Consider the following 16,477-nt stretch of genomic DNA (forward strand, 5'->3'; position numbering starts at 1 on the left):
TGAACCGCAGGTCATAATACAATCTAGATGTAATTATATATACCGGTAGGTTAATTATCAACAACTATTTTTGAAATTGGCGGTGGATTCACTTATACTGCTCATCAGGAGGAATCATGATGACTAAACAACCACCTCGTTCACCCGGGCGTCCTAAACAAACTTCGGATGAAGTGTCCACCTATGATGTGATTCTAGGAACAGCCTCCAGGCTGTTTATGGAGAATGGGTATGAACCCGTGTCTCTGCAGCAGATTGCGAAGCTATGTAATGTTACAAAGGCCTCCATATACTATCACTTCACCAGTAAGCCAGAACTGTTCAAGATCGCTGTCACCAGTATGCTGCGGCGCGGTTACGAACAAACACATAAGTGTTTGATGAAAGCAGATACTTTGAAGGAAGGCCTTCTCTTTATTGCGGAAGCCAAAATTACTACACCTCATGCGGAGATGGAAACGATTCTTCGTGAAGCAGAAACTTTTCTCAGCAAAGAACAGATCCAAGAGATTAGAGATGGCGAGCGTGCCATTCATCAGCTTTTAGCGGATCATTTTGAGCGCGAATTTCAATCAGGGGTTATTAAACAGAAGAATCCCCTCCTACTTGCCCAAGCTTTCTCTGCCCTGCTCATGCTGGGTAATCGTGAGGATATTACGAGTAAATATGCAAGTCCCAGAGAGCTTGCAGAAGAACTAGTTGAATTATTCTGGCAAGGTGCAGGTTCTTAAGAGAAACTGCCCTTTGATCAAGGTTTAAAAAAGGCCCGTAAGGGCTTTTTTTTATTCACAAGTCACGGCAACACTATATGGCATCCGGACCGCCCACTAAAAAAGCCAGCTTATGATCAAGAACGGAGATTTGCACAGGGGTACTAAGATATACCTCTCCATCTGTATCTGCCTGTTTCTCTACATCGGTTCGAAGCTTGATATTACGGGCTTTGTAGTAGAGAATACTGTCATTCTTCGGCTGCCACTCTCCTTCTGGTTTACGAGCTAATAATTCCCTTAGAAGCGGCAATCCTGTCTGGCGAATAATTAAAATATCGAACTGGCCGTCCATTAGGGCATCTTGAGCAAAAGGAAGCGCACTCGATCCAAGCGATCGGCCGTTTGCGATATAAATCATCACGGCTTCATCTTGAATCAGCTTGCCATCAGCCTCCATCTCAAAAGCAAAGGGTACTGCTGAGCGGATCGTTTGCAGTGTACTAATAAAATAACTTAGTTTGCCGAGTGAACCTTTTAAGTTTGGATCGATATTTTCAGATGTTTCCGTAATGAGACCTACCCCAAAAAAGTTAGTAAATACTCGCCCGTTCGCAAACCCCAGATCAATATCGATGGTTCTTCCTTCAAGCATCATACGAGCAGACTGCGTAACGTCCACCGGCATTCCGAGCGATCTTACAAAATCATTACACGTTCCGCCTGGCAGAACTCCCACGACCGGCGGATGAACCAGCTGTGTTAATCCGTTGATGCACTCATGGACCGTGCCGTCCCCACCTAAAATAAATACCACATCTACCCCGCTTCCCCGTTCCAGACATATCCTCTCTCCGTCTCCAGGGCCGGAAGTCTGAATGATATCGAGCTCCTTGATGGCAGGTGCCAGCACAGCTACGGCAGAACTAACTAAACTTCCTGCAGCAGATCCTGCTGCATCATTATGGATAAGCAGCGCTTTTGTGATCTCCATGAATCAACCCTCCTACTTCTCTTATGGTGCTTACTCTTTCTTTACCCGTTGTAACAGGCCCTTAACAATTACATGACATTATTCCCAGACCAACTTATTCCATATTTTATTGATGAGAGGTGTTATCTATCACCTTCGTTCAGGGTAATAAAGTAAAAAAACACATCTTTCACCAAGGAGGCAATCTCTATGATTCCTGCAACACATAAAGAGCTGGAAGAAATCAGGACACAATGTCGGTCCATGGTAAAGACGCGGGCATTTGCCTCTGGAAGCACTTCACTCATTCCGATTCCGGGAACCGATGTCGTTGCCGACGTAGGAATTTTAATGCAGTTGCTTCCTGCTATTAATGAGAAATTTGGATTAGCTAAAGAAGATGTAGAGGGTATGGATGCAGAGAGCAAGGCCGCTTTTTATGGACTCGTTCTATCGATGGGCAGCGCTGTAATCGGAAGACTCGTTACCCGAGAAGTGGTCATTAAATTGCTCCAAAAAGTTGGGGTGCGAATGGCAGCGAAACAAGCGACACGGTTTGTTCCTTTTGCAGGGCAAGCCTTGTCTGCCGTACTCAGTTTCTCAGCAATGCGCTATATCGGCAACAAACATGTAGAAGACTGTTACCAAGTTGCATTAAAGCTCTTGGAAGAACGCCGAGCGAAAGCGCATGAACTGCCGAAAGATTCTGAAATTCTCAGCAGAATAACGGAATCCGTCGCTATCGACAGTAAAGCCCATTCTGAGGATGAATCAGCTGATACGGCACCTAAGGAATAACCGAGTACAACATGATAAAATAAAAAAACACCGAATCTCTTTCAAAGACAGGCGTTATCTGCCAAAAAGAGATCGGTGTTTTTTGTTTTTTAGCCAGCTTCAGAGAACTGACTGTTATACAGATCGGCGTAGAATCCGCCTTGCGCAAGCAATTCTACATGTGTTCCTTTTTCAATCACATCTCCATGATTCATGACCAGAATCACATCTGCATCACGAATGGTGGACAACCGGTGAGCAATAACAAAGCTGGTCCGGTCTTTCATCAGTTCGTTCATCGCTTGCTGGATCGCAATCTCGGTTCTCGTATCCACTGAACTTGTTGCTTCGTCCAAGATAAGAATAGATGGATCTGCCAAGATCGCACGAGCAATGGTAAGAAGCTGCTTCTGACCTTGCGAAATATTTGATGCTTCCTCGTTCAGTACGGTATCATAACCATCCGGCAGCGTACGAATGAAATGATCGGCACGGGCAGCAATGGCAGCCTGCCGAATCTCATCTTCGGTTGCTCCTTCTCTTCCATACGCAATATTGTCACGGATTGTACCATTAAACAGCCAGGTGTCCTGCAGTACCATACCGAACATTTCACGGAGTGCACCCCGCGGCATATCGGTAATATTAACCCCGTCAATTCGGATTTCACCGCCCTGAATCTCATAGAAGCGCATCAGAAGATTGATCAGCGTTGTTTTACCAGCGCCTGTAGGTCCGACAATAGCTACCGTTTGTCCAGGCAACACATCCAGGCTCATATCAGATATGAGCGTCTGTCCGCCTTCATATCCGAATTTCACATGCTCAAAGGTAACGGCTCCTTGAACCTGTTCTAGTGCCATGTCACTTCCTGCTTCTTTCACTTCTTCCTCTTCATCGAGCAGTTCGAATACGCGTTCAGCAGAAGCTACTGTGGACTGAATGACATTAGCGATATTTGCCAGTTGCGTGATCGGCTGAGTGAACTGACGAGAATACTGGATAAAAGCAAGAATGTCTCCCACTAAAATTCTTTCTTTGGTGACTAAAACCCCGCCTACGATACAAATCAATACATATCCTAGATTTCCAATAAACTGCATCAGCGGCATAATGAGTCCAGAGATAAACTGAGCCTTCCAGCCCGTATGGTAAAGCTTTTCATTAATCTCATCAAAATCATGAATGGATCTTTCTTCGCGTCCAAAAGCTTTGACTACATTGTGACCTGTGTACATTTCTTCCACATGCCCATTCAGTTCGCCAAGTTTTTTCTGTTGCCCAACAAAATACCCTTGTGAACGTTTGGCAATCACCGTTACGACAATGACACTAAGCGGTAACGTCAGAAACGTAATGAGTGTCATCAAAGGACTGATCGTCAGCATCATTACGATAACCCCGATAACGGTCACAAGCGAGGTGATGAACTGCGTTATGCTTTGCTGCAAGGTGTTACTAATGTTATCCACATCATTTGTAGCACGGCTAAGTGTTTCTCCATGGGTGCGTCCGTCAAAATATTTGAGCGGTAAACGCGACAGCTTTTCGTTGATCTGCTCTCTCATCTTGTATACAATTCGCTGTGCTACACCAGACATTAAATATTGCTGAGCATAGCTGAATAGAGAACTTAGTAAATAAAGTCCGCCCAGCAGCATCAGAATACGGTAGATAGCCGTAAAGTCAATTGGCATAGCAGGCTGTCCAGACATCTTCGCAAGGGCCGGTTCCGCTAAAATGTTTGTAGCACGCGCCATGATCTTCGGTGCAACAATGGTAAACACGGTGCTCAGAATCGCCATAATAAAGACGAATACGAGCATTTTATTCTCCGGCTTCAGATATTTGACAAGCCGTTTCATGGTTCCTTTAAAATCTTTCGCCTTCTCTACAGGACCTCGGCCCGGATGTCCGCCGGGATGCCCCGGTCCTGCAGGTGGCGGTGTACGTTTCTCACTCATGCGATCTCCTCCTCTGATAACTGTGAGGATACAATTTCACGGTAGACTTCGTTATTAGCTAACAGTTCGCTGTGGGTACCGCTGCCCACAATTTTTCCTTCATCCATAACAAGGATCCGGTCTGCATCTCGCACTGTACTCACGCGCTGGGCGACAAGAATGACGGTCGAGTTGGAAGTTTCATCTTTCAAAGCAGCTCTCAAACGGCTGTCCGTTTTAAAATCGAGTGCAGAGAAGCTGTCATCAAACACATAAATTTCAGGTCTGCGCACCAAGGCTCTGGCAATGGACAAGCGCTGCTTCTGACCTCCAGAAACGTTATTCCCGCCTTGAGCGATTACGCTATCGTACCCATTTTCCATTTCGCTGATAAAATCAGAAGCCTGAGCTACCGAAGCGGCATGCTCGATTTCTTCCTGGGTCGCGTCTTCTTTACCATAACGAAGATTATCCGCAATCGTTCCTGTAAACAGGATTGCCTTCTGCGGTACATAACCAATTTTTGACCGTAGATCATCCTGCGTCATCTCTCTGACATCTACTCCATTTACCTTAACACTGCCCTCCGTCACTTCATAGAAACGAGGAATAAGACTGAGCAGCGTCGTTTTACCTGAACCGGTACCGCCAATAATGGCGGTTGTCTCGCCTGGTTTCGCTGTAAAACTGATCCCTTCAAGCGCATATTCTTCAGCACCTGGATATTTGAATGAAACGTTATCGAACTCCAGTGTTCCATAAAGTTTGTTAGGTTTTGCCGGACTCTCTGGATTCTTCAGCTCAGGCTTCATCTCCAGCACTTCGTTAATACGAGCAGCAGAAGCAGAAGCTCTAGGGAGCATAACAAAGATCACGGAGACCATAATCAGTGAAAACATAATCTGCATGGCATATTGGATAAATGCCATCATATTACCAACTTGCATATCGCCTGCATCAATACGAAGGCCGCCGAATCCGATGATCGCAATAACGGTGAAGTTCATGATCAGCATCATGGACGGCATCATAAAGGCCATAATTTTATTGACACGAATCGCCGTTTGAGTTAAATCCTGATTGGCTTCTTTAAAACGTTCTTTCTCAAAATGTCCTCGGTTAAAGGAACGAATAACCCGAATTCCGGTAAGCTGTTCACGCAGCACCAGATTCAATCGGTCTAGTTTTTTCTGAATTGCCTTAAATAAAGGCAGCCCTTTAAAGGCAATAAGCGCTACTGTTCCTGCCAAGATCGGCAGAGATATAACAAGAACCAGTGAAAGCTTGGCATCCTGCGAGATTGCCATGATGAGTCCTCCGATAAACATGAGCGGAGCACTAATCATCATTCGCATCATCATGAGCAGTACATTTTGTACTTGGGTAATATCATTCGTTGTACGGGTGATGAGTGAAGCTGTTCCAATTTGGTCAAATTCCTGCAGCGAGAAATTTTCGACATGTCTAAACACTCGGCTGCGTAAATCCCGTGCAAACTTCCCGGATACTTGAGAAGCGAGAAAGCTGACCAAGATCGAACATAGTGCTCCGAGCAGAGCAATAAACAGCATCATTCTTCCTACACTCCAGATATAAGGAACGTCGTTATTCTGTATCCCTGTATTCACAATATCTGACATCAAAGTAGGTAAGTATAGATCAGACATCGATTGTAAGAATACAAAGATAATGACAAGGATCACCGGAAGTTTGTAAACATTCAGCATCCTTAAAAGCTTCAGCATAAATTTTCACTTCCTTCTTTTCTCTTTCGTTCTTCCTTTTCTTCCCGGACCTTGTCATGGTACTCATGAACCCGGTTCAGGAGCAGGGTGAGCTGCTTTGTATCCTCTTCTCCGAGATACTCTACAAGACCTTGCATCGTAGTCATCATTTCTTTGTGAACCTCTCTGACTACTTGCTGACCTGCTTCCGTAATTTTAATGCGGACGACCCTCCGATCATCCGGATCCACTGTCCGCTCCACCAGACCTGCTTCTTCCAAAGTCCTGATTACTGGTGTAATTGTAGGAGATTTCACACGAAGAAGATTGCTGATTTCAGATGCCTTCATCCCCTCAATCTGCTCCTTCGTCGTGGGTCCCTTCTCCATATATTCACTGATTTTACATACAACGGAGGCAGGATCTCGCTCTGTCTCCGTACCTCTAATCAGTGCTGTTAAAAGCATAATTTCGCTAGGGTTACGTCCTTCCGTTTTTCGTTGTTTCCATATCCCCCGATTAAACTTCATAAACGTATAGAGCAAACTTTGTACCGTTGTATCTTCATTCATTTTTGTAAACCCCTCCTTTACAACCGAATACCCTTATATCCTTCTGAAATTAATCATACCCTTAAATTGTTAGGTATCCTAATTAACTTCAAGCAAGCAAATTATATTCCCCGTTATCACGAATGTCAACTAGCGTCTATTACAGAATAAAATCCCCCTTACTGCTTGTTTTTATGAAGAGGTTCTAAGCCCTTGGAATACAAAAAAAAGCGATGGCATCGTTGCCACCGCTTTCCTCATACCTCTACTATTCCCTAGCTGTAGATACCTGGGAACTGAACTCAAAATACTGCCTTGCATTTCGATATGAAATATCTTGCACGATATTTCCAAGCAACTCCATATCGTGGGGAACTTCTCCTTGCTCTACCCACTCTCCAAGCAAATTGCACACTAACCTGCGAAAATATTCATGCCTTGGATACGAAAGGAAGCTTCTTGAATCCGTGAGCATCCCAACAAATCGGCTAATGAGTCCCGCATTCGCGAGTGCTTTCATCTGAGCAAGCATTCCATCTTTTGTATCATTAAACCACCATGCAGATCCGAGCTGGATCTTGCCTGGAATCCCGTCCCCTTGAAAACTTCCCGTAATTGCAGCCAGCACTTCATTATCCCTCGAATTAAGTGAGTAGAGGATGGTTCTTGGCAGTGCATCTTCGCTTGCAAGCGAATCCAGGAGCTTAACTAGCGGACCTGCGATCAGGCTGTCATTGATCGAGTCATATCCCGTATCCGGTCCAAGCAGATGGTACATTCTTGTATTGTTATTCCGCGCTGCATTGATATGGAATTGCATGGTCCAGCCCCGAGCTGCATACAACTTCCCTAGGAAAACAAGCGTATAAGTCTTGTATTTCTGCTCATCGTTCAAGCTGACCTTTGCGCCAGTCCTAGCTTGTGCAAAAATAGCAGCTGCCTCTTCTTTCGTTGTATCTGCATAAGGAACATAATCAAGCGCATGATCGGAGACCCGTCCTCCTACAGAGTGAAAGAAATCCACCCTCTCTTCCATTACTTGAAGGAAGGTATCATAGTCTTCTATCTTTCGCTTGGCAACCTGTTCGAGCTGAGTTAACCAAGGACGGAAGCCATCACGATTGATCTCGAGTCCTTTATCGGGACGGAAAGAGGGTAACACTTCGGTATCGAAGTCTGGAATCCCTTTAATTAAAAGGTGATATTCCAGCGTATCTGCCGGATCATCTGTTGTACAAATTACGGTAACATTTGATTTGGTTATGAGATCACGTGCACCAAAACCTTCACCATTCAGTTTGGCGTTTACTTTTTCCCAAATCACAGGTGCATTCTTTTCATTAATCAGTTCATATACACCAAAGTATCTCTGAAGCTCTAAATGTGACCATGCATAGACCGGATTCCCGATCGCCAGTGGTACGGTTCTAGCCCAGGCCATAAACCGGTCGTAGTCGCTGACACTTTCATCGCCGGTTATGTATTTCTCTTCTACTCCATTCGCACGAAGCAGCCGCCATTTGTAATGATCTCCATATAGCCAAGCCTCCGTCAGATTACGGAAGGTTTTATTCTCGTAAATTTCCTTAGGACTTAAGTGACAGTGATAATCGATGATGGGCATATCCTTGGCATAGTTCTCAAACAACGTGATCGCTGTGTCGTTCGTCAACAAAAACTGCTCATCCAGAAAAGACTTCATCTACCCTTTCACGCTCCCTATAAGTTCCTTTTAGTTCATTTCGGTTTACTTACTACCTAAAGCTACACTGTTTTCCCAAAAAATTCAATATAAATTGACAGCGCTAACAAAACCTTTTTTTCTATTGAACACCTTTATCCATCTTACACGGATTTCTGGCAGGGTACTTGCTAAGTGATCTAACTCATTGAAAAAGTTCTGTTTTTCATGCAAAGTGTATCGAAATGTACCAAAGGGGCGAACTCTAATGGCAAAAGTGATTTCCAATATGCACCTGAATGAAAAAGTGGGTCTGCTTGAGGTGGAATGTGAACGCGGCGGAAAACCAGGACAGTTCTATATGCTTCGAGCCTGGGATACCTATCCGCTGCTCCCAAGACCCATTAGTATTTTTGATTGTACGGATCACAGCATCCGTTTTCTATACCTGGTTGTTGGCGAGGGAACCCGCCGTCTATATCAGCTCCGCGCAGGCGACAACCTGATGCTGGAAGGACCTTTTGGCAATGGTTTTCCTGAACTGAGCGGGAAAATTGCGCTGATCGGCGGCGGAATTGGGATTGCACCTTTTTATTACGCAGCAAAACAGTATGAGAATGCAGATGTCTATCTTGGTTTCAGCGATCAGCCCTATCTTGTAGAAGAATTCAAACAAGTCTCTTCCTCTGTTACGGTTGATGTTGGCGGTACAATTTTGGACAACATATCGTTTTCTGATTATGACCATGTCATCGCATGTGGTCCTGAAGGAATGCTAAAAGCAGTACAAGCGAAACAAGCAGCAGAGCAAACCACGGCGAGTGTCTATGTTTCTCTGGAGAATAAAATGGCTTGCGGTGTTGGTGCTTGCCTTGCTTGCAGCACGAAACATAAAACAGGACGCAAAAAAACGTGTACGGACGGCCCTGTTTTTCGAGCAGAGGAGGTTTCTTTCGTATGATCGATCTTTCATGTAATATTGCAGGTATTTCATTTAAGAATCCCATCGTCATGGCTTCCGGTACCTTTGGTTTTGGACGGGAATACAGCGGATTCTATGATATTAATAAACTGGGCGGATTTGTGGGTAAAGGCCTTACCTTGCAACCCAAAGAAGGTAATAATGGGACGCGTATGGCGGAAACGGCTGCAGGAATGATGAATAGTATCGGCCTTGAGAATCCAGGGATCCATGCTTTTCTTACACAAGAGTGTGCCTACTGGCAGTCACTAGATACCGTTCGAATTGTGAACCTCGGCGGCGGAACACTTGAGGATTATAGAGTCGGCGCAGAACTCATTCAAGAACATGAGCAGAGAGTTCGCAAAGAGACCGGCCGTTCCTCCATCGATATGATTGAACTGAATATTTCCTGCCCGAATGTAAAAGAAGGCGGAATGGCATTTGGGATTCAGACTGATGCAGCACGGCATGTCGTACGTGCAGTGCGAAATAAGACAAACTTGCCTCTTATAGTAAAGTTATCGCCGGGTGCTGAGAATTTGGCGGAAATGGCGATCATGTGCGAGCACGAAGGAGCAGACGCCCTCTCCCTGATCAATACCATCTCTGCTATGAAAATAGATATACGCAAGCGCAAAAGTGTATTTGAGCATGGTTATGCCGGATTATCCGGTCCTGCGATTAAACCGATTGCTCTTCGTATGGTTCATCAAGTTGCCCACGCGGTTACCCTGCCTATTCTCGGTATGGGCGGAATCACAACGGCTGAGGATGTTATTGAGTTTATTATGGCAGGCGCTGATGCCGTACAGGTAGGCACGGCTAATTTTATTAATCTCCGTTCAGGTCCAGATCTAATAGAAGGGGTTACAGCCTGGATGGAACAAGAAGGCGTTCAGTCGCTTGATGAAATCCGCGGCATTATTTCATAGATTACAGTGGGATCATCTTACCTAGAAACATAAGTATTACGTTTATATACAACCTCTCTTTCGTTTAAAGCGTCCTTTCTAGCAAAGGACGGTTATAATAAACATGAAAGAGAGGTGTTTTTTTATGCAGATTAAATTTCTTGGAACCGGCGACATGTTCAGCTTCGAACAGGATCATAACAGCGCCATAATCGAGCATGAAGATACAAGGCTCATTATTGATTTTCCTGAATCCAATAGCAAAGTTCTTCACAAACTAGGAATTCCCCTCAGCGATGTACGGGATGTGTTCATTACTCATCTGCATGACGATCACATCAACGGTTTACAGCAGCTTGGCTACTACGCACAAGTATTTGGTGATCATAAACCGACTTTGTATATTCACGAACAATTGGTTGACCCGCTATGGCGCACGCTGGAGCCCGGGATGAAATACACCGTAGGCGGTGAAAAATCTCTCGAGGATTATTTTCATATCGTACCGTTACAAGAAGGAACTCCCTTCACTATTGGCGGGATAACGTATGAAATGACCAGAACCGAGCATGTACCAGGGATGATAAGCTGCGGTCTACTCGCAAGAGGATATTTCTATTACAGCGGAGACGCTACCATGGACCGGGATCTGCTGCTAGACATCGATCAAGATGTAAAAATCATTCTTTATGAGTGCCATATGCAGGACGTAACGATCGGTTCGCACACTTCACTCGGTGATATTCAGGCGCTGCCTGAGTCCATTCAGCGGAAAACGCTGCTCATGCATTACCATGACGGGTACGCAAATAGGGAAGTCAGAGAACGGTTTAACCAAGAATCGCTGGCAAAGCTCGCCCATCCGCTAGAGGTGATTGAACTATGACAGATCATCAACCGAATAACAAAAATACCCCTCCTCAGGAGGGGCCTTCTGACGATCTTATTATGAATGAGCTGGAACAAGATCAATCCTACGCTCCTCATCCCATATCGAAAAAAGCAACCAAACTATTGTTTTACTCTGTTCTCGGTTTTGTATTCCTTTTCGTACTAGTTATGACTGGTGTTAATACAGGTTCGCTCGGCTTATTTGTTATTCATTTAATTGAGTGGACTACCCTGTATATCTTGCCTTGGATTTTTCTCTACTATTTCATTCAATTCGTTCGGGCTTTTGTCAAAGGGAAGCAGGGTTAACGAGCTGGTATTCTCTCCACTCTTCAGGCAGTAAGGAGCGATAAGGTTCCTGGGTAAAGCGATCATCAATCAGCACGAGCACGCCTTCATCTTCTTCGGTTCGAATGAGCCGCCCGCCTGCCTGAAGCACTTTATTCATACCTGGAAAAACATACGCATAGTTAAATCCATTACGCCCTGTTTTGTTAAAATAATCCTTCAACATGTTGTTCTCCATGCCAATCTGCGGCAATCCCGTTCCCACCACTATGACACCGTTCAGTCGATCCCCTGGCAAATCCACCCCTTCTGAGAACACGCCCCCAAGTACGGCAAAAGCAAGCCGGGTTCGCTCTGGATGCGGCTGAAAAGCTTGCAAGAAGGCATCCCGCTCCTCTTCGCTCATGAATGACTGCTGAATCACTGTATCGATCCCTCTGCCCTGCTCCTGGGTAAAGGCATCATATACTTCCTGCATGTACGCATAAGAAGGAAAAAAGACAAGCAGATTTGTACGCGGCCGCTCTTCTGCGACTTGCTGAATCAGCTTTGCGATGACCTGCTTCGAGCGCTCGCGGTCATTATAACGAACCGAGACAGGGACAAGCCTTACATCCAGCTGATCCTTGTTGAATGGAGAAGGAATGCTCAGCGTATAATCCTCCTCACCCGCACCCAGCATATCTCGGTAATAATTCATCGGCGACAGCGTCGCTGAGAAATGAATAATGGAGCGATACCCTTTTCCTGCTTGCCGAAGCAGTTCGGAAGGATCGAGACAGAAGATTTTGATTTTGAAATCACTGCGAATAATCTCCGCATAGGTTAGATAACGTTCATCATAAAACTTCGCCATCCGAATAAAGTTTTGTGCTGCAAAGTAGGTACTGAGCAGTTCTTCCTGTGCTTCTACACTCACCTTGGACGCCGCAGTTCCCGTTACCAGCTCAATTTCTGCTGTCTCCACAAACTTCTCCAGCTTTTGAATCAGTGCTTCAGGCAGTTCGGACTGGATGATTCGGCCATCTGCATTACAGTTATTCTTAACGGCAAGCAAGAAGGAATTCACCTCTCCTGCTGCGCGAGATACACCTTCATTTGCTGTCTTATACTCGCTCTTAATTCCTAGAAAAACTGATTTCACAAGCTCTGCCGAGAACATGTTTCTGCCTCGGTCCACTAGGTTGTGTGCCTCATCGACAAGGACAGCTGTCTTTTTCTTCTGGTCTTCCATCAGCCGCTTCAGAGATACTCTTGGATCAAAAATATAGTTATAATCACAGACTACCGCATCAGCCGCATAGGCGATATCGAGAGAGTATTCAAACGGACATACCCGGTGCTTGCGTGCATACTGTTCAATCACAGGCCGCGTCATGATCGTCTCATTTGTCATAATATCGAGGACAGCCCCGTTAATCCGGTCATAATATCCTTCGCATAATGAGCACTTTCCTGCATCGCAAGCTTCCTCTTCTTTAAAACAAATCTTGTCTTTAGCAGTAATCGTTACGCTGCTCACATGAAGACCCTGTGCCTGCATCCTAGCAAAAGCCTCTTCTGCCGTCGCTCTTGTCGTCGTCCGCGCAGTAAGGTAGAAAATTTTGCTGATATGTTTTGCTCCCATCGCTTTCACTGCCGGAAACAAGGTGGACATCGTCTTTCCGATTCCTGTAGGTGCCTTTGCCATAAGTCCCGCACCTTCCTGGATGGTTTTATAAACAGCACCAGCAAATTTCCGCTGACCCGCCCGGTAATTCGGGAATGGAAAGGGCAGAGCCTCAATCGAATTATTCCGCTCTTCCTCATGGATACGGAGCATATCCGCATAGGGAGCATACGCTGCTACGATCTCGTGTGCGTAAGCTTCCAGCTCTTCGAAGGTATAAGCTTCGAGCAATTTTCGCTGTTCTCCGCTGCCCGTACGTACATAGGTAAGCTGAACCTGCATGCGGGGCAAGTTCTGTGCTTTGGCATGCATGTAAGCATACATTTTCCCCTGCGCCCAGTGGACTTGCAGTCCTTCTCCCAGGTCCGCTAGCGGTGCTGCGGTTGATTTGATCTCATCAATTGTCCACTCTCCGTTTAGCTGGATGAGCCCATCACAGCGCCCTTCGATATGGAATAACAGCTCCTCATGCTGAATATCTGCGGTAAGAAATACTTCCTTCTGATCTGTTTCCGCATAGGTTTTCTGGATACTCTGGTGGATCCGGGTCCCTTCATGCATTGTAGCATTCGTCCTGAAACCGCTCGTAATGCTGCCGCTGCGATAGACGTACTCTACCAGCGGTCTTACCGATATGGAAATATCGTAACTCATACAATCACCCGCTCCTGGTCTTATTCATCTCTTCACTGTAACAGAACAGCATGCCAGAAACCAGTGAACAACAAGTTAGAAAAACCATGTATTATAAAATAAGTAGATTACATTATTTGTAATATAATAAATGAAACGAACACACAAAGGAGACTATGCATGCTCTTTATGATTATTTTGCTAGGGATTGTTATCCTTATCCTTTTAGATATTAGAAGTAAATTACCTAAGAAACGAAATATAGTAAGAGAAGAAATTGATAAATCGAGACAAGTGAATCAATTTCATAATACCTTTAGTTGCTTTAATCAGGACTATATATAGATCAAAACGTTTCTATTTGTCTATATATAGTTACCAATTCATCGTTTTAATGAGTTATGAAATTGATTTAAGTAAGAAAAAAACTCCGAAATGAGCGGACAAGATGTAGTAAGAGGGACAGCGATAAATAGCTAATCTATCTCCCATGTTTAGAAAGCGACCTGTTTATATGCTATATTTTGATGGTAATACATGTTATCTCATTATTAGTGCACAGGAGGTTGTTATTATGTATCTTTATATTTTCTCATCACCGATCACAGATGCACGCGAGGAACATCACTACGTCACGCTTCAAGGCGAAGAAGGTACACGTTACATTGTCGAAATGGATAATCCTATCGAGGGAGAAGCAGCGGTTCCCGGATATGAAGTCATTGATGCAAATGGTACGATCGCAGGCAGCAACTTCATCGTTATGAATAACATCCCTGTTACCGAAGAGGGACGAGAAGCGTTTGAAGCACGATTCATGAACCGGGCACGTAAAGTGGAAGGCGAATCTGGCTTTTCTGGTATCCGTGTATTACGTCCACTGAACAGTGACACTTATGTCATTCTGACCGCATGGGTATCCAAAGAAAGTTTTGAAGCATGGCAGAAGTCTCAAGCCTATTCCCACGCACATGCTAAACGCGATACAAGCGAAGGTATTGCTGCACAAGCACCGTCAATCTTCGCCCGCCCATCCTTTGTAACGATGTACACCGCAGAGTAATATAAAATAATGCAGCCCGTCCACTTCCCCGTTCTAGCCTGAACAGGAGTGGACGGTTTTTTGTGTACTTTTTTTTGTACTCTTTTTTCTGTACTCTTTTTTGTACTCTTTTTTGTACTCTATTTTTCTGAACTCTTTTTTTGCGTACTTTTTTGTTTAATCCCTTTATACGTATTCATACTTTACGTATTTATATTTGACCTACCCACATTAGCGCTAATTTCCCTTCGCCCGAGTCCTTTTCTTATTCCTTAATTCATTTTCCTTGGACTCGTTGCTCATCTCAAGGAGCAACGAGTCCCTTACCGCCCCCCATCTAGGGGAAGGATGATATTGCCTACACTTTAGGAAATGCGCTAGCGTAACTCCAGGGAATAAGGAGATTACGAGATCGGCGCGACTTTGGCTTTGGCTGGACCCCTTCATCTTTCGAATCCACCCAGTCCAGACAAAACAAGCGGAGCAGAGAGCTCGAAATCACCGTTTCCCTTTTAAACTTACCGTCTTCACCCCTGAAACCACGTCACATCAACCTTCCCCACCACTTTTCTTCATAAAAGTATAAATCGTTCACATCCCCATTCCTTCGTTTGTTCACAAAGGACAAAAGGCTTCACTATACGTTTGGTAAACGCTTTCCTATACTGAATACCAGATAATCCAGATCACAGAGAAAGGGTGAATGACTTTGGCAAAATCCGATCCTCAAGGAGAGGCGCTAATCCCGCTTAGGCCTCAAACCGTACCCGGGTCAAAAGTGCGAACAGGACGGTTTCGTTCCTTTATAAAAGAAATCAGGAAGAACAAGATCATGTTTCTGATGCTGCTTCCTACCTTACTCTTCTTCTTTATCAACAACTACTTGCCCATGGTAGGGATCTACTATGCATTCACCAAATTCAGTTTCAACACAAGCCTATTCCAAGCCGAATTTGTGGGATTGCAGAACTTTAAGTTTCTGTGGCAATCCGGCACTCTCATGAAACTTACCATGAACACCATCGGTTACAATTTGGCTTTTATTGTACTGGGTAACGTACTTGCTATCGTCGTTGCCGTTCTACTAAACGAAATCAGAGGGGCCTTTTTTAAGAAAATAACCCAATCTGTTATGTTCCTGCCTTACTTTGTCTCCTTCGTTATCCTAAGTGTCATCGTCTACAACATGTTTAACTATGACAATGGGTTTCTGAATACCCTGCTTGCTCAGTTTGGATACGAGCCTGTTGATGTCTATAACAAACCGTATGTATGGATTTTTCTCATCATTATTTTTTACCTTTGGAAAAATCTCGGCTACAGCATGGTCATCTATCTCGCAACCATTACAGGGATCAGCGAAGAATATTATGAAGCCGCTAAAATTGACGGTGCGAATATTTTTCAACGGATCTGGAACATCACACTCCCTATGCTTAAACCTACCTTTGTTATTTTGCTTCTGTTTGCACTAGGCAGCATTATGAAGGGGCAGTTCGATTTGTTCTATCAGCTTGTTGGAAACAACGGCATTCTGTACAACACAACCGACATTCTCGATACGTATGTGTATCGTTCTCTAAAAGTCACGTTTGATATGGGAATGGCTTCGGCAGCCGGCGTATATCAGTCCATGTTTGGATTTGTGCTCGTCATGACGGTCAACACCATCATTCGTAAAATTAACGAAGACTACGCTTTATTCTAGAAGGGAGAAGAG

General features: G+C 44.6%; 14 protein-coding genes. 8 read left to right on the forward strand and 6 right to left on the reverse strand.

Going from position 1 to position 16,477, the window contains the following annotated elements:
• The first annotated feature begins 119 nt into the window (after positions 1-119).
• Positions 120-731 carry a TetR/AcrR family transcriptional regulator gene (locus PV403_RS09835; protein ID WP_332084456.1) on the forward strand — a complete coding sequence of 204 codons (612 nt, stop codon included), beginning with the start codon at positions 120-122 and terminating at the stop codon, positions 729-731.
• A 73-nt stretch (positions 732-804) separates the two neighbouring features.
• Here PV403_RS09835 and PV403_RS09840 read toward each other — a convergent pair whose 3' ends face one another.
• Complete coding sequence (locus PV403_RS09840) at positions 805-1,704, reverse strand: diacylglycerol/lipid kinase family protein (protein ID WP_332084457.1); 900 nt, start codon at positions 1,702-1,704, stop codon at positions 805-807.
• A 189-nt stretch (positions 1,705-1,893) separates the two neighbouring features.
• Between PV403_RS09840 and PV403_RS09845 the strand changes: the two genes are divergently transcribed.
• Positions 1,894-2,481, forward strand: coding sequence for a hypothetical protein (locus tag PV403_RS09845; RefSeq protein ID WP_332084458.1), 588 nt, complete (start codon positions 1,894-1,896; stop codon positions 2,479-2,481).
• A gap of 89 nt (positions 2,482-2,570) precedes the next feature.
• Here the strand turns inward: PV403_RS09845 and PV403_RS09850 are convergent, their stop codons facing one another.
• The 4 genes from PV403_RS09850 to uxaC all read right to left on the reverse strand — a co-directional run bounded on the left by PV403_RS09850 (position 2,571) and on the right by uxaC (position 8,380).
• Positions 2,571-4,424, reverse strand: coding sequence for an ABC transporter ATP-binding protein (locus PV403_RS09850; RefSeq protein WP_332084459.1), 1,854 nt, complete (start codon positions 4,422-4,424; stop codon positions 2,571-2,573).
• Positions 4,421-6,148 carry an ABC transporter ATP-binding protein gene (locus PV403_RS09855; RefSeq protein ID WP_332084460.1) on the reverse strand — a complete coding sequence of 576 codons (1,728 nt, stop codon included), beginning with the start codon at positions 6,146-6,148 and terminating at the stop codon, positions 4,421-4,423. Before PV403_RS09855 ends, PV403_RS09850 begins: the two co-directional genes overlap by 4 nt.
• Positions 6,142-6,699: a MarR family winged helix-turn-helix transcriptional regulator gene (locus PV403_RS09860; protein ID WP_332084461.1), complete on the reverse strand. Its 558-nt coding sequence runs from the start codon at positions 6,697-6,699 to the stop codon at positions 6,142-6,144. Before PV403_RS09860 ends, PV403_RS09855 begins: the two co-directional genes overlap by 7 nt.
• 247 nt (positions 6,700-6,946) lie before the next feature.
• Positions 6,947-8,380, reverse strand: coding sequence for a glucuronate isomerase (uxaC, locus tag PV403_RS09865; protein WP_332084462.1), 1,434 nt, complete (start codon positions 8,378-8,380; stop codon positions 6,947-6,949).
• 247 nt (positions 8,381-8,627) lie between these two features.
• Between uxaC and PV403_RS09870 the strand changes: the two genes are divergently transcribed.
• The 4 genes from PV403_RS09870 to PV403_RS09885 all read left to right on the forward strand — a co-directional run bounded on the left by PV403_RS09870 (position 8,628) and on the right by PV403_RS09885 (position 11,434).
• The gene (locus PV403_RS09870; protein WP_332084463.1) at positions 8,628-9,320 is read left to right on the forward strand and encodes a dihydroorotate dehydrogenase electron transfer subunit; all 693 of its coding nucleotides are present in this window, start codon (positions 8,628-8,630) and stop codon (positions 9,318-9,320) included.
• Complete coding sequence (locus PV403_RS09875; RefSeq protein WP_332084464.1) at positions 9,317-10,255, forward strand: dihydroorotate dehydrogenase; 939 nt, start codon at positions 9,317-9,319, stop codon at positions 10,253-10,255. Before PV403_RS09870 ends, PV403_RS09875 begins: the two co-directional genes overlap by 4 nt.
• Before the next feature lie 124 nt (positions 10,256-10,379).
• Positions 10,380-11,120, forward strand: coding sequence for an MBL fold metallo-hydrolase (locus tag PV403_RS09880; RefSeq protein WP_332084465.1), 741 nt, complete (start codon positions 10,380-10,382; stop codon positions 11,118-11,120).
• The gene (locus PV403_RS09885) at positions 11,117-11,434 is read left to right on the forward strand and encodes a hypothetical protein (RefSeq protein ID WP_332084466.1); all 318 of its coding nucleotides are present in this window, start codon (positions 11,117-11,119) and stop codon (positions 11,432-11,434) included. The genes PV403_RS09880 and PV403_RS09885 overlap by 4 nt, the downstream gene beginning before the upstream one ends.
• Here PV403_RS09885 and PV403_RS09890 read toward each other — a convergent pair.
• Positions 11,415-13,736: an ATP-dependent DNA helicase gene (locus tag PV403_RS09890; RefSeq protein WP_332084467.1), complete on the reverse strand. Its 2,322-nt coding sequence runs from the start codon at positions 13,734-13,736 to the stop codon at positions 11,415-11,417. The two genes, PV403_RS09885 and PV403_RS09890, sit on opposite strands and share 20 nt — an antisense overlap.
• A 553-nt stretch (positions 13,737-14,289) precedes the next feature.
• Here PV403_RS09890 and PV403_RS09895 point away from each other — a divergent pair.
• Together PV403_RS09895 and PV403_RS09900 are read left to right on the forward strand one after the other, a co-directional pair.
• The gene (locus PV403_RS09895) at positions 14,290-14,778 is read left to right on the forward strand and encodes an antibiotic biosynthesis monooxygenase family protein (protein WP_332084468.1); all 489 of its coding nucleotides are present in this window, start codon (positions 14,290-14,292) and stop codon (positions 14,776-14,778) included.
• A gap of 811 nt (positions 14,779-15,589) precedes the next feature.
• Positions 15,590-16,465 (forward strand): ABC transporter permease, encoded by an 876-nt coding sequence (locus tag PV403_RS09900; RefSeq protein ID WP_332084610.1) that lies wholly within the window; start codon positions 15,590-15,592, stop codon positions 16,463-16,465.
• Positions 16,466-16,477: the final 12 nt, after the last annotated feature.

This window comes from Paenibacillus sp. GYB006, from assembly GCF_036577645.1.
Taxonomy (GTDB): domain Bacteria; phylum Bacillota; class Bacilli; order Paenibacillales; family Paenibacillaceae; genus Paenibacillus.

Coding starts and splice junctions, on each gene's coding strand:
- PV403_RS09840 (WP_332084457.1), bottom strand. CDS start 1,704: ATGGAGATCACAAAAGCGCTGCTTATCCATAATGATGCAGCAGGATCT.
- PV403_RS09850 (WP_332084459.1), bottom strand. CDS start 4,424: ATGAGTGAGAAACGTACACCGCCACCTGCAGGACCGGGGCATCCCGGC.
- uxaC (WP_332084462.1), bottom strand. CDS start 8,380: ATGAAGTCTTTTCTGGATGAGCAGTTTTTGTTGACGAACGACACAGCG.
- PV403_RS09900 (WP_332084610.1), top strand. CDS start 15,590: ATGTTTCTGATGCTGCTTCCTACCTTACTCTTCTTCTTTATCAACAAC.
- PV403_RS09870 (WP_332084463.1), top strand. CDS start 8,628: ATGGCAAAAGTGATTTCCAATATGCACCTGAATGAAAAAGTGGGTCTG.
- PV403_RS09855 (WP_332084460.1), bottom strand. CDS start 6,148: ATGCTGAAGCTTTTAAGGATGCTGAATGTTTACAAACTTCCGGTGATC.
- PV403_RS09845 (WP_332084458.1), top strand. CDS start 1,894: ATGATTCCTGCAACACATAAAGAGCTGGAAGAAATCAGGACACAATGT.
- PV403_RS09890 (WP_332084467.1), bottom strand. CDS start 13,736: ATGAGTTACGATATTTCCATATCGGTAAGACCGCTGGTAGAGTACGTC.
- PV403_RS09875 (WP_332084464.1), top strand. CDS start 9,317: ATGATCGATCTTTCATGTAATATTGCAGGTATTTCATTTAAGAATCCC.
- PV403_RS09880 (WP_332084465.1), top strand. CDS start 10,380: ATGCAGATTAAATTTCTTGGAACCGGCGACATGTTCAGCTTCGAACAG.
- PV403_RS09835 (WP_332084456.1), top strand. CDS start 120: ATGACTAAACAACCACCTCGTTCACCCGGGCGTCCTAAACAAACTTCG.
- PV403_RS09885 (WP_332084466.1), top strand. CDS start 11,117: ATGACAGATCATCAACCGAATAACAAAAATACCCCTCCTCAGGAGGGG.
- PV403_RS09860 (WP_332084461.1), bottom strand. CDS start 6,699: ATGAATGAAGATACAACGGTACAAAGTTTGCTCTATACGTTTATGAAG.
- PV403_RS09895 (WP_332084468.1), top strand. CDS start 14,290: ATGTATCTTTATATTTTCTCATCACCGATCACAGATGCACGCGAGGAA.